Raw genomic sequence first — 26,382 nt, forward strand, 5'->3', positions numbered from 1 at the left:
ACCTATCTTGTCGGAATGATCTCGGTAAATGGTTTTCGTTTGTCGGGACCGGACGGGCCCGTCTTCGGTCCCATCGACGCTGAGATCGGGAAGGGGCAGCTGGTCGCCGTGGTCGGGCCGGGAGGGTCCGGCCGGTCGAGCCTGCTGATGGCACTGGCCGGGCGGTTGCAGGGCGGCGAGGGCAAGGGTCCGGAACCTGACGTTCGCGACGTCACCTCACTGGCCCGGATCACCGGCGTGGTCGAAACGGACGAGCACCGCAAGGTGGGCCGGCTACTGCGGGACCAGGGCCTGAGCGGCAGGCTTCCGGGTGACCAGGACCAGAGGTACGGCGAGCTGTCCACGGCGGACAAACTACGGGTCGACGTCGGGCTCGCCCTGGCCTCGGGCGCGTCGGCGATCTTCGTGGACGATGTGGACGACGGCCTGGTTCCGGCGGATCTGAAACGGGCTTGGGCGTATCTGCGGAAGGTCGCCGACTCCGGAGTGAGCGTGGTGGCGAGCGCCTGCGCTGCTCCGTCCGACGTGGACCGCGTGATCGACCTCGGGGCTGGGACGGACGGGTGAGCGCACTTCGGCTCGCCGTCGTCGAGCTTGCGCGGTTCGCTCGGGAAGCTGCCCGAACTGCACGACCAGCTGGCCACCGCGGCCGACGGCGCGGGGAAGCTGTCCGCGGGCGCGGGCACCGCGGTCAGCGGATCCCGGGAACTCGCCACCGGAATCACGAAGCTGGCCGACGGCTCGAAGACCCTGGCCGACGGTGCGGGGCAGGTGGCCGACGGCACGCAGAAGCTGGTCGAAGCGGTCGACAGCGCTGCGGCGGCGTTCGAGAAGGAGGTCGCCCGGGCCGCCTCCCTCGTGCGGGAAGGGGCGGTGGCCGCAGGCTCGACCGTAGAGGTGCTGACCCTGCTGGCGGACAAGGCGGTTGCCGACACCTCGGCCGTACTGACGACCGTGAAGGAGCTCTGCGCCGGCAACACGAGCCAGGTGTGCCGCGATGCGGTCAAGGCAGCGACCACCGCCAAGCGGCAGGCGGAAAGGATCTCCAAGGACCTCCACGCCCTCCAGCGGCTCCTCGCCCGGGCCGCCACGGTGCCCGCCTCGCTCGACGCCCTGGCAAACTGCTCGTCGACGGAGAGAACACCGCGCTCACCATTGCCCACGACCTCACCGAGAGCACCACCAAGGCCGCCCGCGTGGCCGACATGCTCTACGACCACGTCAAGAAGAGATGCGCCGGGGACCCCGGGCCGGTGTGCGCCGGACTCATCGTGCTGGCGAGGGAGGTGAAGACCGCAGCCGACCGGATCGACGACGCCCAGCACCGGATCGAAGCCACGGTGCAACGTCTGGCCGGGGTCGTCGACCAGGCCGCCGCACGCCTCGCCGAGCTGCCGGGCACCATCGCCGAAGCCAAATCGCAGGTCCAGCTCCTCAACGACGGGGCCCATCAGGTAGCGCAGGGGGCGGTGGAGCTCCGCGACAACCTGGGCACGGCCCGCAAGGGCGCCGACAAACTGGTGTCGGGCCTGGTCCAGCTCAAGGGCGGCGCGAGCGAGCTGGCGAACGGGCTCGAAGCGGGGGCGCGTCAGATCCCCACGATCCGGCCGGTCCGGCGGACCAAGATGACTGACGTGCTCTCGAACCCGGTGGAGATCCGCACAGACGTGGAGAACCCGGCCCACGTCAACGGCCGCGGCCTGGCTCCCTTCTTCTTCGGCATCGCCCTGTGGGTCCTCGGGCTCATCGGCTATCAGATCCTGCGTCCCTTCAACGCCAGGGCGCTGGCGGGGAACATGCCTTCGGCAACCGTGGCCCTCGGAGGATGGCTGCCGATCCTGGGCATCGGAGCGCTCGCGGTCGCGGTCCTCTACTCCGCGGTCGATCTGGGCCTCGGCCTCGACCCGCTCCACCCCGCACAGACCATCGGAATCATGCTGCTGGGCGCGGCCGCGTTCACGGCGATCTCCTACGTCCTCAAGGCGGCCTTCGGGGTGGTCGGCGCCCTGCTGTCGCTCGTGCTGCTGATGCTGCAGCTGACGTCCGGAGGCGGTACGTACCCGGTTCTGACCTCACCGCAGCCCTTCAAGTTCCTGCATCCGCTGCTACCGATGTCCTACCTCATCGACGGCCTGCGCGTCTCCATCTCCGGCGGGGCTCAACGGCACTACTGGCTCGATGTGCTGGTGCTGTCCGGGTTCCTGGTGACGGCGCTCGCGCTGGCCGTCCTGGTCGCACACAGGCAGCGCAACTGGACGGTCGGCAGGATGAAACCCGCCGTAGAGATGTGACCGGCCCCCGCCGCGGCAGGACCGTCACCGTCTCGATCGTCCGGCTTCGGACGGCCACCCGGTAACAACACCCTGGCTCCCGGGCATTCGGCCGTTCGCGTGGAGATCGCGGGCGCACGGGGGCGAGAGGGAGGGGTTTGCTCGGAAATGTCGCCGGTCCTCTTTTGCGGGGCCGGGCCACCGGAGCCAGGCTGGGCGCGTGAGGGAGCCCCGGGTCGTGGATCGGCTGGTCAGTGAGCTAGCCGGACTGGGCGTCGGCCACGTCTTCGGCGTGGGAGGCGCCAACATCGAGGACCTGTACGACGCCCTCCACGCGGCTCGCGGCAGCGTCCGCGGCGTCGTGGCCAAGCACGAGTTCTCCGCGGCCGCGATGGCCGACGCGTACGCCCGGGTCACCGGGCGCCTCGGGGTGGTCGCGGCGACCTCGAGCGGCGGCGCGATGAACCTGGTGCCCGGGCTGGCCGAGTCCTATGCCTCCCGGGTGCCGGTACTGGCCCTGGTGGGGCAGCCGGAGACCGGTCTCGAAGGCCGGGGAGCATTCCAGGACGGCAGCGGCCGGGCCGGCTCGCTCGACGCGGGCAGGGTGTTCGCCGCCGTGTCCCGGTTCTGCGCCCGGGCCGGGAGTCCGAACGCTCTCGCCGAGCTACTGCCCCGGGCCCTCACCGCCGCGCGGACGGACCCCGCCGGGCCCGCGGTGCTGCTCCTGCCCAAGGACGTGCAGCGGGCCCCGGCCGGCCGCACCGCGTGGCCGAGGCCCGCGGATCCTCCCGCGGCAACGGCGGACCCGGCCGCGCTCGACCGGGCGCTGGCCTGCCTGCGGGCGGCCGCCGGCGTGCTGGTCATCGCGGGCGCGGGGGTGCTCGCGGCCTCCGCTCGCGACGAACTCGCCGCGCTGGCGCGCCGGCTCGGCGCATGGGTGGCGGTCACCCCGGATGCCAAGGACGCGTTCGACAACCACGACCCCCGGTACGCCGGGGTGGCGGGGGTGATGGGGCATCCGGGTGTCGAGAGCCGTCTGCGGCGCACGGACGTCTGCCTGCTCGTTGGCACCCGCCTGCCCCACCTGGCGCGGGCGGGACTCGAGGAGGCCCTGGCGGACACCTCGGTCATCTCCTTCGGCCCGGAACCCCCGTTCGTCCGCGCCATCTCCGTACCGGGCGATCTCTGCTCCGTGCTGCGCGACCTGCTCGACGGGCTGGAACCGTCCGACCGCCCGTGCCCGAGCCATCCGGACCCGCAAGGCCAGTGCCCCGACCGTCCGGGCCGCCCCCGAACCGCGGGGGCGGCCCACGCCGGCGCGGCCCGTCCAGGGGTGGACCTGCACCACACCGTGGGCCTCCTGCCCGACGGGATCAGCTGGACCAATGGGCCGGATACACCACGGGACGGTGTGGCAACCGTCTTCGCCACCCTGCTCGTGCCGATGTTCGTGTACCTGTTCGTCAAGGTGCAGGTCATCCCGCGACGTCTGACCTCCAGCGATCGCACGCTGGTCGCGGTGACCCTGGCCGGTTTGGCCTGCATCGGCTTCATGGCGTTCTCCGCGATGACCCGGCCGGTCGTGTTCGACGCCGAGAACCCCGGCCGGCTCGCGGTGTTCATGCTCGGACTGGCGCTCGTCCGCTCCTCCTCCAAGCGGCGCAAGCGGCGGCACACCAAGGAGACCGATCTCGGCCGGCGCTGCCTGAACCAGCTCTTCAGGCTCCGCACGGTCCAGGGCACGTCCGCCGCACTCAACTTCACGCCGGGGCCCCCTTCGGGAGCGTGCACGGCTCCACCCTCTCCAGCGTGCCGCCGAACTTCCCCCAACTGGTGGCGGAGTTCCTGGCTCTGGTGGGCGCGATCGCGGATGAACTGGACGAGAAGGGCGACGGGCGCGTCTTCCTGTGTATCGACGAGCTGGACCGGATGGCCACTCCGGCACAGGCACGCACGTTCCTCGGCGAGATCAAGGCGATCCTCGGCGTACCGCGGGTCTATTGCCTGTTGTCCGTGGCCGAGGACGTCAGCGCGGGGTTCGTACGCCGGGGCATGCCCCACCGCGATACGACGGACAGCGCCTTCGACGACATCGTGCACGTCCGGCCGATGACGCCCGCCGAGTCGGTGGCGATCCTCAAGGAGCGCGTACCCGGGCTGCCCCGCCCGTACGCGGTCCTTGCCCATGCCCTGTCCGGAGGCATCCCACGGGACCTCATCCGCTACGCACTCGGCCTGGTCGAGCTGCGCCAGAGCACCCCGTACGTGGAACTGTGCGACATCGCGCTCGTGATGCTGGCGGAGGAGCTGTCCGACACCCTGGCCGGGTTCCGGACCCTGCTAGCCGCCCAGCCGTGGACGGCGGAGACCGCACCGGTCATGGTCGACTACCGGCTCCTGACCGAGCGGCTGGACGACGCCCGCCCGGAGGAGGGCGCCGCCGTCGTGCGCGCCTTGCAGGAATTCGCGGCGCCGGCAGCCCCTGTGGCGTCGGCAGTCCCTGTGGCGCCCGCAGTCCCTGTGGCGCCCGCGGCCTCCGCCCAGAGCGCCCCCGACGGGCCGGCCTTGCCGGAGACCACGCGTTCGCTGGTCGCGGAGGCCCGTGCGTACGCCGCCTTCGTGCTCACCCTGCTCCAGATCTTCACCCCCGCGGGCTTCGACCAGCGCAGCGCCGAGGCCGCGGTACGCGATCCCGACGGTTCGGTCCAACGCCTGGCCGACATGCGGCTGGAGCTGGCCGTCTCGCCGTACAGCGCCCTCGTCCTCGTCGATCGGGTCAGGCGGGCATGGGGCCTGCCGGCGCTGGCCGCGACTCCACTGGCGTCGGGTCAGGTGCCGAGCCCGGCACCCGGCACCTGAACCCGAATCAGTGAGCGGTGTCGGAGCTCTGAACGCTCTTCGGGCCGGCCTTCGCCGATCCGAAACGAGCCCGAGAGGGCGGGGCCGGGCAGCCTGCACCCGCTGCGGCATCAGCGGGTCAGGAGCGGTGCCATGAGGTCGCGGGCGAAGTCGGCGACGGGCCGTGGGGCGTGCCCGGTCAGCCGGCGGACGGAGTCGGTGGTGTCGGCGTTGGCGCCTTCCCGGAGCAGCTGGAAGATGCCCACCACCCCCTCGGCGAGCCACGGCGGTAGGCCCGCCCCGAGCATGCCGGCCAGGGCTGCCTCGTCGGGTACGGCGACGTACTCCACCGTCCGTCCGAGGGCGGTGGAGAGCTGTTGGGCGACCTCGCTGAAGGTGATGGCCTCCGGGCCGGTGATCAGATGGGTCTCCCCGTCCATGCTCGGCCCGGAGAGCAGCTCGACCGCGCAGGCGGCCACGTCACGGGGGTCGATCATGGCGACGCGGGCGTCGTCCGCGGGCAGGAAGATCCGCCCGGCCTGCCCGATCGTCGGCAGTGAACCGAGGAGGTTCGACATCAGGAAGCTGGACCGGAGAATCACGAAGGGGATCCCCGCCGAGCGCAGGCGGCGCTCGATGCGGCCGTGCTGATCGGCGAACGTCTTCGCGGCGCCGGCCTCGGCTCCGACCGTGGACAGCAGGACGATCTGCCGGACACCGGCCGCGGCTGCGGCCTCGATCGCGTTGGCCGCGTTCTCGACCTGCCGCGGGTCGTTGGCGCAGCTCAGGAAGACCTGCTGGGCGCCCGCGAAGGCGGCACGGAGCGATTCGGGATCGGTGAAGTCCCCCTGCGCAAGGTCGGTGCCGGTGGCGAGTACGGCAGCGGCTCGTTCCGGGTTGCGGGTGAGCGCGCGGTGGGGGATGCCTCGCCGGCGCAGCTCGCTCACAACATGTCGCCCGACGTTCCCGCTCGCGCCGGTCACCACTACGGTCGTCATCTCGTCGCGTCCTCATGCCGATTCGGGGCTTTGCACCCACGGTGCGGCACGACCGCCCGGAGCCCGTCAGGACACGCGCGGGTTCACTCGTCAGGACGCCCGGAGGGGCGGGATCTCGACCAGTCCCCTTCGAGCCGCTGGAGGATCGCGGAGTCGCGACTCCGAGGCGGCCGCGACTCCGTGGCGCCGGCCGTTGCCACCCTCCATGCCATCGAACACGGCTGTGGGAGCCAGGTGCGATCCTGCATGTATGAACCATCTCGGCGACGTCCACCTGCGCACCTGGACCCTGTACTTCATGGCCCTCCTGGCGGCAGACACCCAGGATCAACTTGCCTGGCTGGGCGACCGTGAGCTGGAGACGAAGGACGTGGTTGAAGAGGTGGAGCTCCTCTGCCGCGTCTCCGAAGGACTGACAGAGAGCGGAGCCTTCGAGCCCGAGGATCTGCGCGGCCTTCGGGCCATCGGCCGTCGCCTCGGCGAGATCGATGCCACCTGCCGCGTTGGGTTCTGGGACAACGCCCTGGCCACAGATCCGGCGTGGGACGACATACGTTTTCTCGCCCGCCGGTTTCTCCTCACGAGGCTGGGCGACTGGCGTCAGCCGCTGCCACGTCCACGTCCCGTGCGCCCGGACACGGGCGACCACTGACCCGTCCAGCCCGCCTGCCGCCCGAGGACGCCGTGCATGGGGACAGGTACGGTGTCCATCAGGGCACGCGCACAAGTGGCGGCCCGTCCCCCCGACGGATCGCGGTGATCGTCCTGGCCGTCATAGCCAACTGGCAGTCGCGGAAGGAGCGTTCAGGGCGCTCCCGGCGTGGTTGCTGGAGCGGCGGTCGTCGGTCAAGCGGCGGCCGGGGTGGCAGTGGCTGACCCCGACTGTTCCAGGCGTCGGAGACGTTCGGCGCCGGAGGTGCGGGGGCAGGTGAGGCAGGCCTCGGCGGGGCGGATGGCGTAGTACACGCAGCAGCCGAGCCGGGTGCGGGAATGGTGGGTACGGCCGTCCGTGCCCGGCAGCCTGCGGAAAGCGGCGGCGCCGGGGAAGGGCCGGGTGTCACCGGGCAGTACGGCGGTGAGGGCGTGGCGAGGGGCGAGTCTGCCGAGCGGGGCCAGCGCATGACCCGAGTCAGGGCTCCTCAGCGGGGACCCCCTAGGGTGGCAGGATGAATCATGATCATGCCCTGAGGCGTCGGGGCCGTGGACGCTTCGTGATCCTGGCCACCTCCTTGCTGGCCTGTGCCGCAACCGCGTTCAGCACCGTCGGCGCGTCGGCGTCGGTGTCCGGCGTGTTCGACCCGGGAGGCGAGGTCCGGGCCGTGTCCAGCCCGGCGCCGTCGGGCGGCACCCTGTTCGACGACTTCAACTACACCGGTCCGGACGACCCCGCGATCACCGCGCACGGCTGGGCCATACGCGACGCCGCCAGCGGCGGGCCGGGGGCGACGGGCGCCTCGTGGCGTCCGACGTCGGTGAGTTTCCCCGAAGACGCCTCCGCGCAGGGCCACAAGACGATGCGGCTGTCGGCCACGACCGACGGCACCTCCGCCGGCACCCTCCAGGCCCAGATCAACACCACCCGGGCCAAGTTCTACGGCGGCACCTACGCCGCGCGCGTCTACTTCAACGACCAGCCGACCTCTGGGACCGCCGGGGGCGAACACCCCGTGCAGACCTTCTACTCCATATCCACCGCGGACCGGATCAGACCGGAGAACAAGCGGTACAGCGAACTCGACTTCGAGTACCTGCCCAGCCGCGGCTGGGACGACCCCGCACACCCGCTCCACGGCCCCTCCCTCTACCTCACTTCCTGGAAGCACTCTCCGCAGGACGGGAAGAACCCGGGTCCCGAGGACCGGGACGTGTACGAGCGGAAGGCCTCGCTCCAGGGCTGGCACACCCTGCAGATGACCGTGGCGAACGGCACCGTCGTCTACTACGTGGACGGCGTGCAGAACCACGCGCTCCCGGGGTCGCCCTCGACGTTCTCCCCGCGCGAGCCCATGTCCATCAACTTCAACGCGTGGTTCCTCGGCCTGGGAGGCCAAGGGCAGTCGCGCGTCTGGGACCAGAAGGTCAACTGGGTCTACTACAACGACTCGGGCGCCCTGAGCCCCGGCGCGGTGGCCGCCCACGTCGACGCGTACTACGCGAGCGGCACTCACTTCGTCGACACAGTGCGTGCGAAGACGCCGAAGCCCGACTACAACGGTGACGGGATCTCCGACATCTCGCTGACCAAGGTCTACGCGTCGTCCGATCCCGTCAGTTGCGCAGCGGGCGGCGGCGGCACCGCGCGCACGGAGACGTCCCTCCTGGCCGGCAGGAACGACTTCTCCGACAGCGTCCGCCCGGCCGGACCCCAGCAGGACATCACCTGCCGGTCCGGTGGCCCCAAGTTCGTCACCTCCGGCGATTACAACGGCGACGGCCGGACGGACATCGCTTCGTTCTACGACGAGGGCCCGATCGATGACGACGGTCTGGCCGACGGCGACGCCTGCAAGAACGCCATCAGCGTGGAGGTCTTCGTATCGCTGGCCAAGGCCGACGGCAGTGTCCAGGCCCCGGTGTCGGTCTGGAACAGCAAGTGCTGGGGCGCGGGGACGGAGTTCATGGACTCCGGTGACTTCGACGGTGACGGCAGGAGCGATCTCGTCCTGCTGTACCAGTACCCCGCAGGGCAGATGCGGTTGTTCACCTTGCAGGCGCTGAAGAGCGGCGACGGCGGGTTCGGCGGAGTCGGCCCGATGGAGACCCGGTGGGACCGGCCCGCAGGACCCACGCAACCTGCCGTCAAGTTCCTGACCACGGGTGACTACGACGGGGACGGCAGGAGCGACGTCGCCCTGTTCTACGATTTCGGCAGGACCGGGCCCGGCGCCCCCTGCACCGATGGTCACCAGGCCGTGTACACCCTCTCCGGGAACGGGGGCCAGGGCCTCTTCAACGGCGACGGAGAGGCCCGCAGGGTCTGGGACAGCACGTGCTTCGGCCCGAGGACGGCGGCCATGGACTCCGGTGACTTCAACGGGGACGGCAAGAGTGACCTCGTCCTGATGTACGACTACGGCCAGGAGCGCGTGAAGCTGTTCACCCTCAGCGCCCACGCGGACGGCGATGGCGGGTTCGCCCCGTACCTGGCGTCCCAGTGGGACCGGAATCAGGGCGGCCCCAGGGTGCCGTTCCTGACCACGGGTGACTACAACGCCGACGGCAAGAGCGATGTCGCCCTGTTCTACGACTACGGCACGAACGGGGCCGATCCCGCCTGTGGGGGCGAGACCCACCAGGCGGTCTGGACCGTCACCGCCGACCCCCTGGGCAGCGGCGCGCTGCCGGTGGCCCGGCAGGTCTGGGACGACACCTGTTGGGGCGGCGGCACCCGCTTCATGAACTGACCGGCGGCTTTGTGCTGGTGGTGTGATCGGGGCCTGCCCCGGGAGGGCCGGTGTCGCCGGCGCGGTCGGCGCGGTCGGCGACCGGTCCTTGCCGAGTTTCGAGATTTCCACCCGCGCCCACGAGCACGGTGAGTAGCGTGATCATCACGACGAGGTCGACGGTTGTGCGTCGGCCTGAGCAAAGAGTGGTGAGGAGCTGCGGCTGATGGCGACTGTGGAAACGTCTTTGAAGGAAGCGATGACGTCGATCGAGGGCAGTATGGGGGTCGCCCTGGTGGACTACACCAGCGGCATGGCCCTGGGCACCCTCGGCGGCGGAAACGACCTCGACATGACGATCGCGGCGGCGGGGAATACCGATGTGATCCGGGCGAAGGCCCGCGCCCTGGAGATGCTGGGTCTCGATGACGAGATCGAGGACATCCTGATCACGATGGGCAGTCAGTACCACCTCATCCGGCTGCTCGCCGGCCGGACGGGTCATGGGCTGTTCCTGTACGTGGTGCTGAACAAGACCAGCTCGAACCTGGCCATGGCCCGCCACCAGCTCAAGCGCATCGAAGCCGCCCTCGAGTTGTAGCCGTTCGTGGCTTCGCCCCGCCTCCGCATGTCCAGGAGTTGCAGAGCTCTGCAACTCGGCAAATCTGCATCCAGGTGACGATAGTGGTGCGGGGAGGCGGGGCGGGGCATCGCGGCCGGCTTTGAGGATTGGCCCGTGATCTCGGCGGGCCAATGGCCCTCTCTCCTGGGCCGCTTGGGTTCTAGCCTCCTTCTCATGACCACAGTCGACTTCTACTTCGACCCCATCTGCCCCTTCGCGTGGATCACCTCCCGTTGGATCCTGGAGGTGGACGCTCAGCGCGACCTGGACCTGAACTTCCGCGTCATGAGCCTGTCGGTGCTCAACGAGGGTCGCGAGGGTCTGCCAGAGCGCTATCAACGGCTCCTGGAGACCGGCTGGGGCCCGGTACGGGTGTGCGTAGCCGCCGCCCAGCAGCACGGTGACCATGTTCTGCGGGACCTGTACACCGCCCTGGGCACCCGCCTGCACAACGAGGACCGGGCCGCCAACGACGCCGTCATCCGCGAGGCGCTGGCCGAGGCCGGCCTGCCGACGAACCTTGCCGACGCCGCACACACCACCGACTACGACGACGCGCTGCGCAAGAGCCACCACCAGGGCATGGACCCCGTCGGCGAGGAGGTCGGCACACCGACCATCCACATCGACGGCGTCGCGTTCTTCGGACCCGTCCTCACGTCGATCCCTCGTGGCGAGGATGCGGTGCGCGTCTTCGACGGAGTCCGGCTGCTCGCCGGCTACCCCGACTTCTTCGAGCTGAAGCGCACCCGCACGGGCGCGCTCGACTTCACCTGAGCCACGGTGTCATGACGCCGTCGGCGGCACGCCGCGCGGGCCCGGCACGGGTGGCTCGGTGGATCTCCCCGCCTGTCCGGCAGCTGACCGGCGGACGGGTGACAGAAGGAGGAGCCGCCCGGGTGCCGAGGAGGGTTGCTTCACTCTGGAGGCTCAGCCCGAGGAGAAGGAGTCAGCCATGATCGCGAGGGTGGCCGTGTGGGAACCGATGCCGAGTGACGACCGCGACTGGGTGCTGGAGGCTGCCGCCGGCACGCCTGGCGTCCACGGCGCGTATCACCTCGTCGACCCTGCCACCGGCAATGGGCTGTCCATCGCCTTCTTCGAGGATGAAGCAGCAGCTCACGCCGTACACAAGGCGATCGAGAAGCGCGCCGAGGAGATCGGCTGGAACGACGCCCCGCATCCGTCGCCCGCCTCCCAGACGATCTACCAGGTCGTCCGGCACGTGTAGCGCGGCGCCGACATGCGCGACTCGTAGCGGCAGCCGGCCACGCCGACGCGCGCGGATGGCGCACAAGCAGTGTGAGGCGACAGCGGGGGAGCGGGTGCTCCCGGCTCCCCCACCTCCTCGCCCCTGCGGCTCCGGCTGCGGCCGACGGTGGCGCCTACTTCGCCTGCACCTCGATGCCGTGTCGGCGTACGTCGTTCCCTCAGGTGAGACCTTGAGGATCGCTGGCCGCCGGGCTAACGTTCGGAGACCTGTCAGCGCACCTTCAGGAAGTCGGCATGCCTCGCCGAACACCGGGTGAGATCAGGTCTCAGCTGCCGCTTCGGGACACAAGCCGCGCCAGACGGACCGTCATACCCGGGCTATCCGCATCGGTAAACCGACAGATCTTCCAGTTCGAGCGCGAGCGCGGCCTGTCCAGAGGTGACGTCGCGCTCGCGTTTCGACGCTGGACCCTGCGGGCCGGACGACCGCGCGATGCTGAAGAGTGGCACTACGGATACTCAGACGTCCCAACCGGGCACATCCGCACGCTGCTCGAAGTGGCGGCACGGAACCTGCGTGCCCGGGCTCGACGAGAGCTACGAGCCGCGCTGGCCCCTGTCGACGCACGCATTCTCAACCGGACGGTGAACGACCCTTTCGCCCCCGAGCATCTGCACTGGTGGCACCGTCGAATAGAAATCTGAGGCAGTCAGGACGCACCTGACCCTGCCGAGCACCCTGATTGGACCCCGATCCATTGACCCTGCGCCCGGCGGCTTCCACCCGCCTGGGCACGCGTACGCCGACAGCTCTCGGACGGAACCTGATCTCCCGAGACCCGTTCCTACCAGTGGCTTCACGCCTCACTGGCGTCGGGTCACCACCCGCGGCCACCCGCAACCGCTGTTGCCATGGCCTCGAGCGAGCGCGTGCATCCCTGCGCCGGGCCGACCAGGAGGCCGGGCACGCTCCGCCCGTGGGTCCTGATAGGTTGACCGCCATGACGCTCATCCGAAAGGCCGATGGCGCGTAAGCCGCCCGGCGCCATCCGCGCTCAGCAACGGCCGCTCCGCACCACGACTCGCCCCATGCGCCAAATGCCGGGCATTCCTCGCCGGACTCAGGCTGCCATCCACCGGATCGAGGCCCAGCATCTGTGGCGAGGTGCTGTTGCTGAGGCCCTGCACCGGTACGAGAGATTCCTGCAGCGCCCCGGCCGTTACCTGTATCTCCCCTTCGAAGCCTGCTGCTGCGACCCGGTGGAGGCTCGGGACACCCTCGAAGACGCGCTCCGTCTGCTTTCGCCCGCAGCACGCAGAGAACTGCACAGCGTCGTCGCACGCCTCGATGCGGAGTTCCAGCGCCGTACCCTGCCCAATCCGGCGGCCGCATCGGTGAATGCGCGGCTTGCGGCGGCATGGTGGAGACAGCGCATCCGGGAAATATGACCGTACCGCTGCGCCGGGGGACCGTCCGCCTCGCCCCCCGGCACAGCTGACCGCTAGACGTGCCCCCAACTGCGGCCGATCAGCGCCAGAGTCCGGTCGTCCGTACTTGCCTGAGCACGTTGACGAGTATGCCGACGCTCACGGCGCCCATGCCGCGGGTCGGGCCAGGACGGGCCGGGCCCCATGAAGTGCCCGTCCTCCCGGGCGAGGAGCTCGGCCCGTTCCCACAGCCGCCGCTTCACGACTGTGCTCAGGGGCCGACGGCCCAGCGGGCGCTTCCGGTACCGCCGACCTGCCGGGCCTCCAGTCGTTCGCCCGCCGCCCCGAACGCGACCTGAAAGCCCACTCACGACGCGTCCTGATCCTCGACGAGCCCGAATCCCTCCGGGAACCCTTCCAAGAACTCGCGTCGGGACGGGTCGGACTCCGCTTCAGCCATCGCCCTGAGCAAGTCGATCAGCTCCTGCCGCTGGTCGCCCGACAGTTGGCTGAACAGATGGGCGACGTCCTCCAGCACCTTCACGGCATCGTCCGGATCCATCTGCTCGTCGGTCAGGGTGCGGGTCAGAGACGGTTATACGGGCATCACAGTGGCCTCCCAGCAGATCAACGGCAGAGTCCGGCCATGCCACCACGCCCCACTGACATCGGTTTCCATGAACCTCCACACAAAGTGGACCGGCAGACGGCCTGGTCCTCAGACCAGCGCTGCCAAGCCCATGTGGCCCATGACCACGAAGGACATCTCGTCCTCCAGGGCCACGCTGATCTTGTTCTCGCGGAACACCTCCTCGCCGAGCCGCGCGGGGGCCCTATGAGATCAATCCGAGGTCCGACGCAGGACCAGGCACAGGAAGCCGAAGCTGTCGCGGTACCCGTGCAGCCACTGCGAACGCTGGGCGTTGGCCGTCTCCAGCACCTGGGCGCCGGCCGGATCGGCAGGGTGGTCCAGAGCCCATGAGGCCAGCGAGCCCCAGCAGGCCCACTCGTAGGCGTCCAGCTCACTGCGGGTGCTGACATGGCCGTGGACGGGGGTCCAGCCGTCGGCGACGACGTGGTCCACCGTGGTCCCCAGGTCGGCGAGGTCACCGAACATCTCGACGGCCTCGGGTGAAGGGGCGCGGTCCCAGAACGATTCACCGATCAGGACGCGGCCGCCGGGGGCCAGGTGGCTGCGGGCCGCCGCGAGGGTGGGGAGGAGACCGCCGAAGGCGTGCGTGGCGCCGATGCTGATCACCAGGTCGTACGGCTGGGAAGAGGTGAAGTCCGCGGCCTCCTGGTGGTGGAGGACCAGGCGCTCCTCGACCCCGAGCCTGCTCGCTGCCCGGCGGGCATGCGTCAGGGAGAGATCGGAGACGTCGACGCCCTCGGCGTGCAGGTCCGGGCGTGTCGCCAGGGCGCGCAGAAGCCATTCCGCCGTGCCGCACCCGAGGTCGAGCACGCGCTCGTTGCCCCGCGGGAGGCCGTGTGCGAGCAGTCGGCTGACGGAGTCGTCGTCGAGCGGAGACTTTATGGGGTGGTCGGCGTGGGCGATCATGGAGATCTGTTCGCGGCTCATCGGCGCAGTGCGACCCGGGTCGGCGTGTCCCGTGTCGGCGTGCCCGGTGTCGGCGTGCCCGGTGTCGGCGTGCCCGGTGTCGGCGTCTCCCGTGTTGAGGAGCAGCTTCGCGGCCACCGCCGTTCCGTCGGTGCGGATCGTGCCGGCGACGGCCTTCGCCCGTGCTTGCGCCTCGGGGGACAGGGCCGTCCTGAGTGCGGCCGACAGGGATTCGAAGGTCGGGCTCGGGCCGTCGTGGGCTGCTCCGATGCCCAGTTCCGCCACGCGGGCGGCCCAGTGCGGCTGGTCGACGAACTGCGGTATCACGACCTGGGGCGCGCCCGCTCGGGCGGCGGTGGTCGTGGTGCCTGCGCCGCCGTGGTGTACGACGGCTGCGACCCGGCGGAACAGTGCCTGGTGGTTGACGTCGCCGACGGCGAAGCAGTCCTCCGAGCCGTCCACCAGGCCCAGCTCCGCCCAGCCGCGGGAGACCAGCACGCGCCGGCCCTGCGCGCGGACCGCCTCGACGGTCACCCGGGCGACGTCCGTCGCGGTGCGCAGGGGCATGCTGCCGAAGCCCACGTACACCGGGGGTGTGCCGGCCTCCAGGAACTCCTCCAGGTCGGCCGGCAGCGGGCGTTCGTCGGGCAGGATCCACGCGCCGGTCTGCACGAGTTCGAGGTCCGTCAGCTCCTGCCACGGGCCCAGGACCGGGTCCGCCGCCAGCCACGGACGGTCGCCGAAGACGTGATCGCGTACGTTGTCCACCGTCGCGAGGCCGATCGCCGCGCGGTGGGCGTTGAGGGGCTGGAGGTAGAGGGCGTTTACCTTCTGGGCGTCCAGGTCCCACAGGGCCTGGTGGCCGGTCATCTCGGGTGGAGCCGGCGGGCCGGGCCGCGGCGACGGCAGGTAGTGCGCCGAGGGCATCTCGAAGGGGTGGAAGCCCACGTACACGTAGCGGATGCCCAGAGTCTCGGCCACCGAGCGGGCACCAGCCGGCATGAGGCCGCTCGCCACCAGCACGTCGCAGTCCTCGGCCGCCTTGGCGACCGTATCGAAGTGCGCGGCGACGAGCTCGGCCGCGAACGCGGCCGCGTCCGACGGCGGCGCTCCGGTCCGCAGCGCGCGCACGTCCCGCCCGAAGGGCACGTGCTCCGCGCCGACACCGGCCAGCAGTTCCGCGAACTCCTCGTCCGGCGGTGCGCACACGCGGACCTCCGCGCCGAGTTTCCGTAACTGCGCCGCCAGTCCCGCCAGCGGGGCGATGTCGCCGCGTGATCCGTACGCCATCAACAGCACACGCATGCCGTGCTTCTCATTTCTCCGGGTGCCGGCCTCGGCCGGGAATGGTGGTGATCAGTGGGGGGACGTGCGGCCGGCGCCCGTCTTCCTCAGTCGACGGTGTCGAGGAGCAGTTCGGCTGCGAGCGCCGCCCCGTCGGTGCGCACCGTGCCGGCCACGGCCTTCGCCCGGCTGCCGGCTTCTGGGGCCAGGGTTGTCTTGAGTGCGGCCGACAGGGACTCGAAGGTCGGAGTCGGGCCGTCGTGGGCTACGCCGATGCCCAATTCGGCCACCCGGGCGGCCCAGTACGGCTGGTCCGCCAACTGGGGCACCACCACCTGCGGGGCGCCGGCCCGAGCGGCCGTCGTCGTCGTACCCGCACCGCCGTGGTGCACGACGGCAGCCACGCGCCCGAACAACTGCTGGTGGTTGACCTCGCCGACGGCGAAGCAGTCGTCCCGGTCGTCGATGAGGCCCAGTTCCGCCCAGCCACGCCCGACGAGGACCCGGCGGCCCTGCGCGCGGACCGCCTCGATGGCCACCCGGGCCGCCTCCTCGCCTGCGCGCACGGCCATACTGCCGAACCCTACGTACACGGGCGGCGCGCCGGCGTCCAGGAAGGCCACCAGCTCCGCCGGGAGCGGCCGCTCGTCGGGCAGGACCCAAGCACCGGTCTGTACGACGTCGAGGTCCGGCGTCTGCAGCCAGGGGTCCAGTACCGGATCCGTCGCCAGCCACGGCCGGTCGCCGAAGGCGTAGTCGCGGACGTCGCCCACCGGGGGCAGGCCGAGCGACGCCCGGTTGGTGTTGAGCGCCTCACCGAACAGCGCGTTGATGCTCTGGGCGTCCAGCTCCCACAGTGCCCGGTTGTCGGTCACTTCCGGCGGGAACGGCCGCCCGGGGTACGCCAGAGGCGGGCGGTGCGGCGAAGGCAGGGTCAGCTGCTGGAAGATCGCGGACACGTAGCCGATGCCCAGCTTCTCGGCCGCCGACCGCGCACCGGCGATGGCCGGCATCGCCCCCGTCGCCACCAGTACGTCGCATCCCTCTGCCGCCGCGGGTATCACCTGCAACTGACTGGCGATCAGTTCTGTCGCGCGCTGGGGCAGATTGCCCTTCGACGGCGGCGGAGCCGCGGTCGTCAGCGCGCGGGCCGACTTCCCGACACCCACCACGGACACGCCGACCCCGGCCAGCCGCTCCGCGAAGTCCTCGTCCGGTGGCGCGCACACGCGCACCTGCGCGCCGAGCTCCCGCAACCGCACCGCGAGCCCCACCAGCGGTTCGACGTCCCCGCGTGATCCATACGTTGACAACAGCACACGCACTTCGTGAATCTCCTGTTTCCGTGGCTTCCGTGTTTCCGTGGTTTCCTGGCCGGGCCAACCGTCCCGGTGACCGTTCAGACCTGCTCACGGCCGATGTTGGAGTGCTCGGTGTCGTCGGCGACCGCCCATTCGACGAGCTGGACGACGACACCGTTCGGGTCGGTCATCTGGAACAGCCGCTCACCCCAAGGCTCTTCGCGCAGCGGCATGGTGATGGGGGCCCCCGCCGCGCGCAGCCGTGCCTCCTCCGCCGCCAGGTCGGTAACGGTGAGCGCCAGGATCAGACCGGTCGCCCGCTGGTCGCGCTGCTCGGGCGGGAGGACGTCCGTACCGGCGCGGAGCAGGACGACGTCGACGGCGGCGTCCCCGCGCGTCAGGGACGCGAAGCCGTCGTCCGCCATGGCCACTTCGTAGCCGAGGTGGGTGCACAGGAACTCGCGGGAGGCGTCCACGTCGGCGACGGTCAGGGAGAGGGTGGAGGAGGAGACGTTCATGACAGCACCTTTGCAAAGTGAGTGATGGCAGACCCGGAGCGGATACGGATCAGGTCGCGGGCAGGTCGAGCTGAATCTCGCACGTGCGCCGGTAGGAGCGAAACCCCAGTTGGTGGTTGACCGCCAGCATGTGGACGTTGTCCTCGGCGTTGTCCGTCTCGATCTCGACGACGCCGGGGTGCTCGGCGCGCAGCCGGTGCACCATGGCGGCCTTGACCCACAACCCCAGTCCGTGGCCGCGGTGTTCGGGCACGACGGCCGTGTCGTACTGCTGGACCCGCGGTGGCGCTCCCTGAGGGATCAGGATCTCGGTGTAGCCGGCCATGGCACCGCTGTCGTGGACGGCGGCGACGGTCAGCAGCGTGTCCCCGCGGTCGGCGACCACCGCGGCCATGGCGCGGACGCGGTCCGCGTCCCACGCCACACTGCCGTAGTCCAGGTCACCGACGGGCATGTCGTTCATCGCGTTCTTGGCCGTGGCGAAGGCGGCGGCGAGGCCGTCGGGAACCGCTCCGGTCCAGCCGGTCAGCCGGTAGCCGGGATGCTCGGCATCGGCGGCCCGGAGCAGGTCGGCACGGTCCATCTCGTCGAGGCGCAGCAGGAGGTGGTTCAAGGCCAGTGCTCGGCGGAAACCCCGCCGTTCGCTGAAGGCTTCGCCCGGGCTGTCGGCCGCGGCCGTGGCAATCAGACTGCGCCGCTTCTCGGCGCGGCAGGCCGCCACGACCGCCGACAGGAGGTGGGAACCGGTTCCCAGGCGGCGGTGTGCGGGGTCGACGTGGAGTTCCAGCTCGGCCAGGTGCTCCTGGCCCGGGGAGGTGAACACCCGCAGGCCGGCGACTCCGACCGGGACGCCGTCCGCGCCGGTGGCCAGCCAGGTCAGCCGGCGGCTGCCCAGAGCGGGCCGGGTGAGCTGGGCGTGGATCTGTCCGGGGTCGGGGGCCGGCACTCCGGGCAGGTCGTGGGCCGTAGAGGCCGCTACGACCCGATGCCACGCGAGGGCTTCGGAGGCCGAAACCTGCTGGAGCGGAGTGACTTGTACTGCTGTGGGCACAGTGATGGCCTTCTTGGTCGAGTCGGTGTTGCTTCGGGACGGCGCGAGGGCGTGCTCTCGTCGGTTCATCGAGTTCGCGCCCTTTCAGTCGGTGTGGCGCACGAGCGGCCAGTCGATGTCGACACGGGCGGTCGTGGCGAGGTAGTTGGTGAAGACGTTGAGAGCGACATGGGCGACGACCTCGACGATCTGTCCGTCGGACAGGCCGGCGCGCCGGGTCGCGGCCAACTGCTCGTCGGTAACGGTTCCACGGTTACGCACCACCACGGCGGCCAGGTCCAGGACGGCGGCGGCCCAGGGGTCATCGGCCTTGCCCCGGCGCGCGCTGGTGGCTTCGGCCGCACTCAGCCCCGCCGTCCTGGTCCCGCGGAACGCATGCACGGACAGGCAGTAGTCGCACCCGTTCTCCTGCGCCACCAGCAACGCGATGCTCTCGCGCACGTCCGCCGACAGGGTTCCCTCCGTGCTCAGGGCGGTGAGGACGCCCAAGTACCCCTTCAGTACGGTCGGGCTGTTGGCCATCACCCGGGCCAGGTTGGGGATGACACCCAGGGTGTGGTGCGTGGCAGTGAAGAGAGCTGCGGTTTCACCGGTCGTGATCTCCGGTTCAACGGTGTGGAGTGCTGGCATGCGGGTAACCCTGCCGGTCGATCTTGATACATTCCCGATGCATCGTCGATGCACGCAATGGCGACCCCGGGAGTGACGGCATGCGGTTCACGATCCTCGGCCCGGTGGAGGCCGCGGCCCCCGGTTCGGACGCATCCGGCCTGGCGCCCCGTCACCGTGCTGTGCTCGCCTACCTGTTGCTGCACTCCGGAGTCGCGATCAGTACGGATCGCCTCATCGACGCGATGTGGGGGCCGCTGCCGCCGGATTCCGCCCGCGCGCAGATCCAGACTACGATCGCCGCCATCCGACGGATGCTGCGAGCTTCGGAAGCCGACGGGATGCTGGCGACGCGACCGGCCGGATACGTGATCACCCCCGGGCCGGGACAACTCGATCTGGACGAGTTCACCAGCCTGACCGCCAAGCCGCCGGCCGGATCCGAGGACCCGGGGGACGCCGCGGACCGGATGCGTACCGCGCTGGCACTGTGGCAGGGAGAGCCGCTGGCCGACATCACCGCCCACTACGTCCAGAGCGCCAGAACACGCCTGAACGGGCAGCTGCTGATCGCCGTCGAGCGCCTGGCCGAGCTGGAACTGGCCCGGGGGCGGCACGATGACCTCATCGACGAGCTGTCCGTCCACCTGGCGGCCAACCCCCTGCGAGAACGGCTCTGCTGCCAGCTGATGCTCGCCCTGCACCGCACCGGACGCCAGACAGACGCGTTGGACGTGGCGAGAACCTTCCGGGCGACCCTGGTCGAAGAACAGGGACTGGACCCCGGCCACGCGTTCAGCAAGCTCGAACAGGACATACTGCGGGACGCCCCCGATCTGCGGCCGCCGGTCACCGCGCCCCAGCCGCAGCCGAAGCCGCAGGGGATCAACTTCCTGCCGTACGACGTCCCGGACTTCACCGGACGCGAAGACGAGCTCGACGGGCTGATCCGCCTGTGGTCGGGCAACAACGGCGGCGTCGTGACGATTTCGGCGATCGACGGGATGGCGGGGGTCGGCAAGACGACGCTCGCGGTCCACGCCGGACACCGCCTCGCGGACCAATTCCCGGACGGACAGCTCTTCATCGACCTGCAGGCGCACACCACCGGGCAGGCGCCGCTCGACACCGGCGCCGCACTGGAGGTCCTCCTGGGCCAACTCGGCCTGCCCGCACAACACATACCCGCATCGGTAGCCGACCGAGCCGCGCTGTGGCGGTCCGAACTCTCCCGCCGTCGCGTGTTGGCCGTACTGGACAACGCCCTCGGCGCCGACCAGGTACGCCAGTTGCTGCCCGGATCCTCCCGCGCCCTCATCCTGATCACCAGCCGCCGACGGCTGACCGATCTGGACGGGGCACACGCCCTGTCCTTGGACGTACTGCCCGCCGCGGACGCCCTGGAGCTGTTCACGGCGATCGTCGGCGAACGAGCGGCCGCCGAACCCCTGGCCGTCCTCGATGTCCTCCAGTTGTGCGGATTCCTTCCGCTGGCCGTCCGCATCGCCGCCGCCCGCCTGCACCATCGGCCCCGCTGGACCGTCGCGTACCTGGCCGACCGGCTGCGCGACCAGCGCCGCAGACTCTCCGAGCTGGCCACGTCGGAGCGAGGAGTGGCAGCGGCCTTCACGCTGTCGTACGAGCAGCTGACCGCGGATCAGCAACGCATGTTCCGGCTCCTGGGGCTCCAGCCGGGCCGTGACACCAGCCCCGAAGCGGCCTCCGCGTTGGCCGACCTCCCGCTCGACGAGGCCGAGACGCTCCTGGAAGACCTGCTGGACGCCCACGTCCTGACCCAGCGCCAGCTCGGCCGATACACCTTCCACGACCTCCTGCGCGAACACGCCCTCGCCACCGCGGCCGCTCAGGAGCCCCCGAACACCCAACGCGACGCCCTCGGGCGGCTGTTCCACCACTACCTCCACACCGCATGCACGGCCGTCGACCACCTCTACCCCGACGGCAAGCACCGCAGGCCGCGCGTCCCCGCGCCGGACGCCCCGGCCTGGCCCCCGCAGGACGAGGCCGAGGCGATCACCTGGCTGGACAGCGAACGCGCGAACCTCATGGCATCCAGCCAGTACGCGGCCGAGCACGACTGGCCCTCCCACATCAGCCAACTGGCCGCCACCTTGCACCGCTACCTGCTGGGTCACGCCCACCAGGCCGACGCCCTGGCCCTGTGCGGCCTGGCCCTGCAAGCCGCCCGCCGCAGCGGCGACACGGCCGCCGAAGCCCGCACGCTCATCGATCTCGGCCAGGTGCACTTCTGGTGGTACGGCGCCTACGAGCAGGCGGCCGAGCACTACGGGCATGCCCTGGACCTCGCGCGCGAGATCGGCGACCAGGGCGCCGCGGCCGGCGCACTCCAGGCCCTCGGCGCCGTCTCCAGGCGGCGGCGGGAGTACGACCGGGCCCACGACCACTGCGCGCAGGCGCTCGAACTCTTCCGGGAGCTCGGCGACCGCGGTGGCGAAGCCAGATGCCTGACCGACCTCGGCCTCGTCCACGAACGCCAAGGAAGGTACGAGGACGCCCATGAGCACCACCGGCAAGCACTGCACGCCTACCGCGAGACGGGATCCCGCATCGGCGAGACCGTCGTCCTGAACAACATCGGGCTGCTGTACCAACGGCAGGGCCGCCACGACGAGGCCCGGCGCCAGCACTGCCAGGCCCTGGAGCTGAGCCGCAGGTTCGACTTCCCGGGAGACGAGGCCGAGTCGCTCAACGCCCTTGCGGAAGCCGCCCGTTCCATGGGCGACCTCGCTCGGTCCGCAACCGAACACGACTCCGCGCTGACCCTCGCCCGCGAGTTCAGCTACCGCCCCGAGCAGGCCCGCGCCCACGACGGCCTGGCACACGTCCACCGCGACCTCGGCCGCGTCGACCTCGCCCACCACCATGCCCGACAGGCCCTTGACCTCTACACCGCCCTCGCCGTCCCCGAGGCCGACGAGATCCGCACCTTCCTCACCGGACTGCCGCCGATCGCGAACGAGCCCGAACCTTCGTAGCGTCCACCGCCGACCAATGAAGCTGGTGTCCAGCCGCCTTGAATTGAGTAAGCCCTGCTCATCGGGGACGGAGAGGGGTCTGTCAGACTGCCTGCCGTGAAGATCACCATATCGCGAGGCTCCCTCGTCCTCGGAGCTCTGGCGCTGCTCTGTTCCCTGCTGTTCGTGGTTCCAACGACCGCGTCGGCGTACGAGAACTGCGACACGGACACCCTCTGCCTCTACGACCAGGAGGGTGGCAAGGGCACCCTGGAGAAGTCCACTACCCGCTCCCTGCTCTCCATCCCCCTGTCCACCAACAAGGGGAACTTGACGGTCCGTTCCGTCCACAACAACACCACTTCCTGGCTGTGCCTGTACGCCGACGCCTACTACGGCGGTGCCCTCGAGGCGGTGGCGCCGAAGACCGAGGCCAATCTCCCCGACCTCCCCAGTGAGCTGCAGGGGCGCGTGAGCTCGTACAAGCTGGCCCCCTCCAAGGGACACTGCTTCACCGGCTTCGAGCGGTGCGAGCAGGGCAAGCTCTGCATCTTCGGGGAAGAGCGGGCCCGAGGCGGCATGTACTCGACCGCTTCCTCCCACAACGGCTACGCGTCGGTCTGGCACGACCGGGTCCGCTCCGTCGTCAACAACACACCTCTCTACGCCTGCTTCTACTCCGCGGCCGGCCACGGCGGCGGCTGGAGGGATGCCAACGGCACTTCCTACGGCGCGTACAAGGTGATGCCGGGCGACAGCACCACGCTCCCCGCGCCCTTCGCCAAGTCCTTCCGCTCCCACAAGCTCACCGAGAACAAGGACTGCTGATGACGACCGACACCTCCGCGCACCTTTCCCGCGCACGCCGTCGAGGCCCCGCCGCCGCTGCGGCCATCGTCCTGAGTGCGGCCCTGCTGGTCGCCATGCCCGGCGCGACCAGCGCGGCGCCGCAGGAACCGTCGCTGCTCGACGGCTGGGTGGAGAGCGGCCGGTACACGCTGGCCACCGGTGTGACGTACACGCGCTACACGGAGCGGGTGAAGACCGAAGGCCGCATCGCCAAGCGTGAACTGAACGTGGTGGTCGCAGATCCGGCCCTCGGCGCGACCCGCCTCGAAAGCACCGTGGGCGGTGCCGCCGCCAAGGCGGAGACCGTCGGCGCCCAGCTGGCCGCGGTCAAGCCGGAACGGCCCCTCGCCGGGATCAACGGCAGCTTCTTCAAGGGAGAGCCCCCGCACGGCGACAGCATCCAATTCCTGGGAACCGCGGTCCGCGACGGCCAGGTCAACGGCACCGGCTGCCTCAACGGAAACCAGGCGGTCGTGCTCCAGCACGGACTGCCGTACGTCTCCAAGCTGCGCGCGACGGTGACGCTCCAGGTCCTCGACGCTTCCGGCGCCGTCGTCACCGAGCGGCTGCTCGACGACGTCAACCGCGATCCCGGTCGCGGTGTGGGCTGCCAGCGCGGGGCGGACGACGTGCGGAAGGACCTTGCGTACAACCCGAGCAACCCCAATGACCTGACGGCCGTCTTCCTCGACGGGGACGAGATCGTCGCCTTCAACGACTCGTACAACCTGGCAACGCCCCCGAAGAACCGTGACACCCACGCCGAGGTCACCACGGACGACGCTCCCGGGTACGAGGTGACGGTCGACAGCGCCGGCGCGGTCACGCTCCCGAAGGACGGCAGTGGCCAATGGGTCGCGGGCCGGGGCGGGAAGAACGTTGCGACCGGCGGGTTCGTACTGCAGGCGGTGGGCACCGACTCCGAGCAGTGGCTTCGGACCAACCTGACCGACGGGCGCACCCTCAAGCTGAAGAACGAGGTCGCGGACCTCGAATTCCCCGACCACCACATCGCGCTCGACGAGTCCGTGGACATCGTCTCCGGAATGGCGCACCGGCTGCTGGACGATGGTGTGACGGCCACCCAGGCCAGGACGTGCTCGCGTCTCTTCGACAAGGGCGGCGCCCGTGTGACTCGGTCGGATGCCGACGAGCCGGTGGCCGGCGATCACTGCCGGGACTCACGTACTGCCCTCGGCACCGACGACAAGGGCCGTACGGTGATGGCCACCATCACGGGGCGGCGGGACGTCCTCAATGCCCAGAACGGGATCGTCAACCCGACCAGCACCTCGGACGTTGCCGGCGTCGACGGGGCGTTCATGTACGAGTTCGCCGACATCCTCAAGCTGCCCGAGCTCGGCGTGTTCGACGCCATCAACCTCGACGGCGGCGGCTCGACCACCCTGTACACCCTGGACAAGCGCCAGACGGGCATGACCGACATCGCCCAGCAGCCGGACGGCAGTTACCTGCGGGTCGAACGCCCCGTGGCCGACGCGGTGTACCTCACGCGCGGTGGCTACGCCATGCCCGGCGGCACCCTGCCGTAGGGCTGCGGCCGCGCAGGACCCGGGGCACGACGATCGTCGTGCAACCGCGGGCAGGTTTGGCCGAGGTCGGCCCGCACACGCGATGATGCCCGGAACGCTTCGGCGTTCCGGGCATCATGCGTGAGCGGCAGGGCTACGGGGAGACCGCAGGCCGGGGCCGGTTCAGCACCCCCAGCCGCTGCCTGCGCGAGAGGCTGTCCTCACGCCGCGTCGGAGGTCGGACCCGGCGGGTCGACGGAGCCGACTGTGCTAGAGGGTGCCGGTGATGGCGATGGCGCCCAAGGTGCCGACGACGCCCCTGAAGGTGACCGGGGTCGTGGTCCAGGTGCGGTCGGCGTGGCGGACGGTGTGTACGACCTTGTTGTCCGCGGTGACGGCGGTCAGCTGGAGCTCGCCGTTGACGTGGGCGGCCGAGAGGGATTTGGCGGTGACGTTGCCGAGGTAGCCGGTCAGCTCGCCGAAGCCGTCCCAGCTGGCGCTCTCCTTGCGGATGGCGTGGTACTGGCGGGTGCCGTTGTCGGTGGCGATGACGATGTGGGCGTCGCCCGCGATGCCGGCCATGGTCACTGCGGTGATGGGGCCGGTGATACCGGCGGCCTGGGCGACGTTGCCCCAGATGCTCCACTGCCCCGCGGTGTTGCGGATGGTGTGGAAGGCCTTGCCTCCGGAGACGGCAATGACCTGGAGCTGGCCGCCGACGCTGGCGGTGGCGGCGTGGGTCACCGTGCCGATCGGCCCTGCGACGCCCGCGAGGTTGCCGAACGTGGACCAGTGGCCTGCGGCGTCGCGCTTGGTGTGGAAGATCTTGCCGTCGGCGACGGCGACGACGTGGAGGTCGTTGCCGATGGAGACGGCTGAAACCTGGGTGAGGCTGCCGAGTGAGTTGGCCACGGCGAAGACGTCGCCGAAGGCGCCCCAGGTACCGTCCGCCTTGCGGACGGTGTGGAAGAGGCCACCGCTGTTGCTGATAGCCAGGACGTGGGTGTCGCCGTTGATGCCGGCGGCCGCGGCGGAGCGGATGCCGTTGAGGTTGCTGGCCTTGGTCTGGACGTCGGCGAAGCCGGTCCAGGTGCCGTCGGCCAGGCGGATGCCCTGGTAGAGGGTGCTGCCGGCCTGGACGAGGGTTTCGGTCTTCCAGCCGACGGCCAAGGAGCGGACTTCGTCGATCCAGCCGCCGAGGTCGTCGGTGCGCACGGCGACGGCGCCGGTGCGGGTCTCGGCCGGGTCGATGGCGAGGCAGCCACCCATCCAGGAGCGGCTGCTGAGCGCGACCAGCTCGCCAGCGGCGTTCAGGACGGGGCCGCCGGCGTCGCCCTGGCAGATGACGTTGTCCTGCGCGGCCGCGTCGAGGGTGAGGGTGGTGGCGGTGCTGGCGGAAGCCTTGAACGAGGCCGTGTGCACCTTGCCGGGGACCCACTCGACCTTGGTGCGGCCGTAGCCGGCGGCGGTGACCGCGGCATCGACGGCCGGAGCGCCGGAGGCGAGCTTGGCCGGGGCCGTGTCGGTGACGAGCCGGTCCAGGCGCAGGAGGATCACGTCGCGGTCGGTGCGGGGGGCGACCTCGGTGACGCTGTAGGTGTTTGCGCCCACGGTTGCCTTGACGGGCTGCTTCGGTGCCCCGGCGACGGTGTCGGCGGGGAAGCAGCTCTTGGCGCTCAGCAGCCAGTCGCCGGCAACCAGGGCGGCGGAGCAGCCGCGGGCGGTGGCTTCGTCGCCGACCGTGATCTGGGCGGTGTAGGCGTACGTGCCGGCAGCCGGGGTGCCTATCGCCGCCATCGCGGGCGTGGACGACAGCAGAGTGGTGCCGATCACCGCGGTCAGGCCGACGGCCATCCAGGGCGACCGGGGGGTGATTCGAGGCATGGAGCTTCCTTCGAGAAGCTTGGCGATCAATGGTTTTCCTTGGAGAGTG

The 26,382-nt window shown here is 70.4% G+C and carries 22 protein-coding genes and 2 pseudogenes; 14 read left to right on the forward strand and 10 right to left on the reverse strand.

What is annotated here, in order from left to right:
• The first annotated feature begins 15 nt into the window (after window positions 1–15).
• The 5 genes from AB0M99_RS20060 (at window position 16) to AB0M99_RS20080 (ending at window position 5,129) form a co-directional block, all read left to right on the forward strand.
• On the forward strand, window positions 16–567 hold the full coding sequence (locus AB0M99_RS20060) for an ABC transporter ATP-binding protein (RefSeq protein WP_365922166.1): 552 nt from the start codon (window positions 16–18) through the stop codon (window positions 565–567).
• 27 nt (window positions 568–594) lie between these two features.
• Complete coding sequence (locus AB0M99_RS20065; protein WP_365922168.1) at window positions 595–1,290, forward strand: hypothetical protein; 696 nt, start codon at window positions 595–597, stop codon at window positions 1,288–1,290.
• Window positions 1,206–2,291, forward strand: a complete 1,086-nt coding sequence (locus AB0M99_RS20070) for a YhgE/Pip family protein (RefSeq protein ID WP_365922269.1) — start codon at window positions 1,206–1,208, stop codon at window positions 2,289–2,291. Before AB0M99_RS20065 ends, AB0M99_RS20070 begins: the two co-directional genes overlap by 85 nt.
• Before the next feature lie 217 nt (window positions 2,292–2,508).
• The gene (locus tag AB0M99_RS20075) at window positions 2,509–4,383 is read left to right on the forward strand and encodes a thiamine pyrophosphate-binding protein (protein WP_365922170.1); all 1,875 of its coding nucleotides are present in this window, start codon (window positions 2,509–2,511) and stop codon (window positions 4,381–4,383) included.
• Window positions 4,323–5,129, forward strand: a complete 807-nt coding sequence (locus tag AB0M99_RS20080) for a hypothetical protein (protein WP_365922172.1) — start codon at window positions 4,323–4,325, stop codon at window positions 5,127–5,129. Before AB0M99_RS20075 ends, AB0M99_RS20080 begins: the two co-directional genes overlap by 61 nt.
• A 110-nt stretch (window positions 5,130–5,239) precedes the next feature.
• Here AB0M99_RS20080 and AB0M99_RS20085 read toward each other — a convergent pair whose 3' ends face one another.
• Entirely contained in the window at window positions 5,240–6,106 is an 867-nt protein-coding gene (locus AB0M99_RS20085) for an SDR family oxidoreductase (protein ID WP_365922174.1), read from the reverse strand.
• Window positions 6,107–6,356: 250 nt separating this feature from the next.
• Between AB0M99_RS20085 and AB0M99_RS20090 the strand changes: the two genes are divergently transcribed.
• Window positions 6,357–6,758: a hypothetical protein gene (locus AB0M99_RS20090; protein ID WP_365922176.1), complete on the forward strand. Its 402-nt coding sequence runs from the start codon at window positions 6,357–6,359 to the stop codon at window positions 6,756–6,758.
• 194 nt (window positions 6,759–6,952) lie between these two features.
• On the opposite strand, the pseudogene AB0M99_RS20095 reads toward AB0M99_RS20090, so the two are convergent.
• A pseudogene (locus tag AB0M99_RS20095) lies at window positions 6,953–7,189 on the reverse strand ((2Fe-2S)-binding protein); the annotation flags it as partial.
• Between the two features lie 128 nt (window positions 7,190–7,317).
• On the opposite strand from AB0M99_RS20095, the gene AB0M99_RS20100 reads away from it, so the two are divergent.
• The 5 genes from AB0M99_RS20100 (at window position 7,318) to AB0M99_RS20120 (ending at window position 12,772) form a co-directional block, all read left to right on the forward strand.
• Window positions 7,318–9,510: an FG-GAP-like repeat-containing protein gene (locus tag AB0M99_RS20100; RefSeq protein WP_365922177.1), complete on the forward strand. Its 2,193-nt coding sequence runs from the start codon at window positions 7,318–7,320 to the stop codon at window positions 9,508–9,510.
• A 205-nt stretch (window positions 9,511–9,715) separates the two neighbouring features.
• On the forward strand, window positions 9,716–10,090 hold the full coding sequence (locus tag AB0M99_RS20105; protein WP_365922179.1) for a hypothetical protein: 375 nt from the start codon (window positions 9,716–9,718) through the stop codon (window positions 10,088–10,090).
• 195 nt (window positions 10,091–10,285) lie between these two features.
• Window positions 10,286–10,888: a disulfide bond formation protein DsbA gene (locus AB0M99_RS20110; protein ID WP_365922181.1), complete on the forward strand. Its 603-nt coding sequence runs from the start codon at window positions 10,286–10,288 to the stop codon at window positions 10,886–10,888.
• A 178-nt stretch (window positions 10,889–11,066) separates the two neighbouring features.
• Window positions 11,067–11,342: a hypothetical protein gene (locus AB0M99_RS20115; RefSeq protein WP_365922183.1), complete on the forward strand. Its 276-nt coding sequence runs from the start codon at window positions 11,067–11,069 to the stop codon at window positions 11,340–11,342.
• A 1,070-nt stretch (window positions 11,343–12,412) separates the two neighbouring features.
• Window positions 12,413–12,772: a hypothetical protein gene (locus tag AB0M99_RS20120; RefSeq protein ID WP_365922185.1), complete on the forward strand. Its 360-nt coding sequence runs from the start codon at window positions 12,413–12,415 to the stop codon at window positions 12,770–12,772.
• A gap of 346 nt (window positions 12,773–13,118) precedes the next feature.
• Here the strand turns inward: AB0M99_RS20120 and AB0M99_RS20125 are convergent, their stop codons facing one another.
• The 7 genes and pseudogenes from AB0M99_RS20125 to AB0M99_RS20155 form a co-directional block, all read right to left on the reverse strand.
• Window positions 13,119–13,313 carry a hypothetical protein gene (locus AB0M99_RS20125; protein ID WP_365922187.1) on the reverse strand — a complete coding sequence of 65 codons (195 nt, stop codon included), beginning with the start codon at window positions 13,311–13,313 and terminating at the stop codon, window positions 13,119–13,121.
• A 279-nt stretch (window positions 13,314–13,592) separates the two neighbouring features.
• Window positions 13,593–14,330: a class I SAM-dependent methyltransferase gene (locus AB0M99_RS20130; RefSeq protein ID WP_365922271.1), complete on the reverse strand. Its 738-nt coding sequence runs from the start codon at window positions 14,328–14,330 to the stop codon at window positions 13,593–13,595.
• A 93-nt stretch (window positions 14,331–14,423) separates the two neighbouring features.
• Window positions 14,424–15,614, reverse strand: a pseudogene (locus AB0M99_RS20135) (glycosyltransferase); the annotation flags it as partial.
• Window positions 15,615–15,700: 86 nt separating this feature from the next.
• Window positions 15,701–16,918 carry a glycosyltransferase gene (locus tag AB0M99_RS20140; protein WP_365922189.1) on the reverse strand — a complete coding sequence of 406 codons (1,218 nt, stop codon included), beginning with the start codon at window positions 16,916–16,918 and terminating at the stop codon, window positions 15,701–15,703.
• Between the two features lie 74 nt (window positions 16,919–16,992).
• Window positions 16,993–17,412 carry a VOC family protein gene (locus tag AB0M99_RS20145; RefSeq protein WP_365922191.1) on the reverse strand — a complete coding sequence of 140 codons (420 nt, stop codon included), beginning with the start codon at window positions 17,410–17,412 and terminating at the stop codon, window positions 16,993–16,995.
• A 49-nt stretch (window positions 17,413–17,461) separates the two neighbouring features.
• On the reverse strand, window positions 17,462–18,532 hold the full coding sequence (locus AB0M99_RS20150) for a GNAT family N-acetyltransferase (RefSeq protein WP_365922193.1): 1,071 nt from the start codon (window positions 18,530–18,532) through the stop codon (window positions 17,462–17,464).
• 15 nt (window positions 18,533–18,547) lie between these two features.
• Window positions 18,548–19,093 (reverse strand): carboxymuconolactone decarboxylase family protein, encoded by a 546-nt coding sequence (locus tag AB0M99_RS20155; protein WP_365922195.1) that lies wholly within the window; start codon window positions 19,091–19,093, stop codon window positions 18,548–18,550.
• A gap of 80 nt (window positions 19,094–19,173) precedes the next feature.
• Here AB0M99_RS20155 and AB0M99_RS20160 point away from each other — a divergent pair, with 80 nt between their 5' ends.
• The 3 genes from AB0M99_RS20160 (at window position 19,174) to AB0M99_RS20170 (ending at window position 24,470) form a co-directional block, all read left to right on the forward strand.
• The gene (locus tag AB0M99_RS20160; protein ID WP_365922197.1) at window positions 19,174–22,089 is read left to right on the forward strand and encodes a BTAD domain-containing putative transcriptional regulator; all 2,916 of its coding nucleotides are present in this window, start codon (window positions 19,174–19,176) and stop codon (window positions 22,087–22,089) included.
• 96 nt (window positions 22,090–22,185) lie between these two features.
• Window positions 22,186–22,896: a peptidase inhibitor family I36 protein gene (locus AB0M99_RS20165; protein ID WP_365922199.1), complete on the forward strand. Its 711-nt coding sequence runs from the start codon at window positions 22,186–22,188 to the stop codon at window positions 22,894–22,896.
• Complete coding sequence (locus tag AB0M99_RS20170) at window positions 22,896–24,470, forward strand: phosphodiester glycosidase family protein (RefSeq protein ID WP_365922201.1); 1,575 nt, start codon at window positions 22,896–22,898, stop codon at window positions 24,468–24,470. The genes AB0M99_RS20165 and AB0M99_RS20170 overlap by 1 nt, the downstream gene beginning before the upstream one ends.
• Window positions 24,471–24,719: 249 nt before the next feature.
• Here the strand turns inward: AB0M99_RS20170 and AB0M99_RS20175 are convergent, their stop codons facing one another.
• Window positions 24,720–26,333 (reverse strand): trypsin-like serine protease, encoded by a 1,614-nt coding sequence (locus AB0M99_RS20175; protein ID WP_365922203.1) that lies wholly within the window; start codon window positions 26,331–26,333, stop codon window positions 24,720–24,722.
• Between the last annotated feature and the right edge of the window lie 49 nt (window positions 26,334–26,382).

It is taken from the genome of Streptomyces sp. NPDC051183 (assembly GCF_040682455.1).
Lineage (GTDB): Bacteria > Actinomycetota > Actinomycetes > Streptomycetales > Streptomycetaceae > Streptomyces.

Coding starts and splice junctions, on each gene's coding strand:
- AB0M99_RS20105 (WP_365922179.1), top strand. CDS start 9,716: ATGGCGACTGTGGAAACGTCTTTGAAGGAAGCGATGACGTCGATCGAG.
- AB0M99_RS20110 (WP_365922181.1), top strand. CDS start 10,286: ATGACCACAGTCGACTTCTACTTCGACCCCATCTGCCCCTTCGCGTGG.
- AB0M99_RS20070 (WP_365922269.1), top strand. CDS start 1,206: ATGCTCTACGACCACGTCAAGAAGAGATGCGCCGGGGACCCCGGGCCG.
- AB0M99_RS20160 (WP_365922197.1), top strand. CDS start 19,174: ATGCGGTTCACGATCCTCGGCCCGGTGGAGGCCGCGGCCCCCGGTTCG.
- AB0M99_RS20175 (WP_365922203.1), bottom strand. CDS start 26,333: ATGCCTCGAATCACCCCCCGGTCGCCCTGGATGGCCGTCGGCCTGACC.
- AB0M99_RS20115 (WP_365922183.1), top strand. CDS start 11,067: ATGATCGCGAGGGTGGCCGTGTGGGAACCGATGCCGAGTGACGACCGC.
- AB0M99_RS20080 (WP_365922172.1), top strand. CDS start 4,323: ATGCCCCACCGCGATACGACGGACAGCGCCTTCGACGACATCGTGCAC.
- AB0M99_RS20155 (WP_365922195.1), bottom strand. CDS start 19,093: ATGCCAGCACTCCACACCGTTGAACCGGAGATCACGACCGGTGAAACC.
- AB0M99_RS20085 (WP_365922174.1), bottom strand. CDS start 6,106: ATGACGACCGTAGTGGTGACCGGCGCGAGCGGGAACGTCGGGCGACAT.
- AB0M99_RS20090 (WP_365922176.1), top strand. CDS start 6,357: ATGAACCATCTCGGCGACGTCCACCTGCGCACCTGGACCCTGTACTTC.
- AB0M99_RS20150 (WP_365922193.1), bottom strand. CDS start 18,532: ATGAACCGACGAGAGCACGCCCTCGCGCCGTCCCGAAGCAACACCGAC.
- AB0M99_RS20170 (WP_365922201.1), top strand. CDS start 22,896: ATGACGACCGACACCTCCGCGCACCTTTCCCGCGCACGCCGTCGAGGC.
- AB0M99_RS20120 (WP_365922185.1), top strand. CDS start 12,413: ATGCGCCAAATGCCGGGCATTCCTCGCCGGACTCAGGCTGCCATCCAC.
- AB0M99_RS20130 (WP_365922271.1), bottom strand. CDS start 14,330: ATGAGCCGCGAACAGATCTCCATGATCGCCCACGCCGACCACCCCATA.
- AB0M99_RS20060 (WP_365922166.1), top strand. CDS start 16: ATGATCTCGGTAAATGGTTTTCGTTTGTCGGGACCGGACGGGCCCGTC.
- AB0M99_RS20145 (WP_365922191.1), bottom strand. CDS start 17,412: ATGAACGTCTCCTCCTCCACCCTCTCCCTGACCGTCGCCGACGTGGAC.
- AB0M99_RS20125 (WP_365922187.1), bottom strand. CDS start 13,313: ATGGATCCGGACGATGCCGTGAAGGTGCTGGAGGACGTCGCCCATCTG.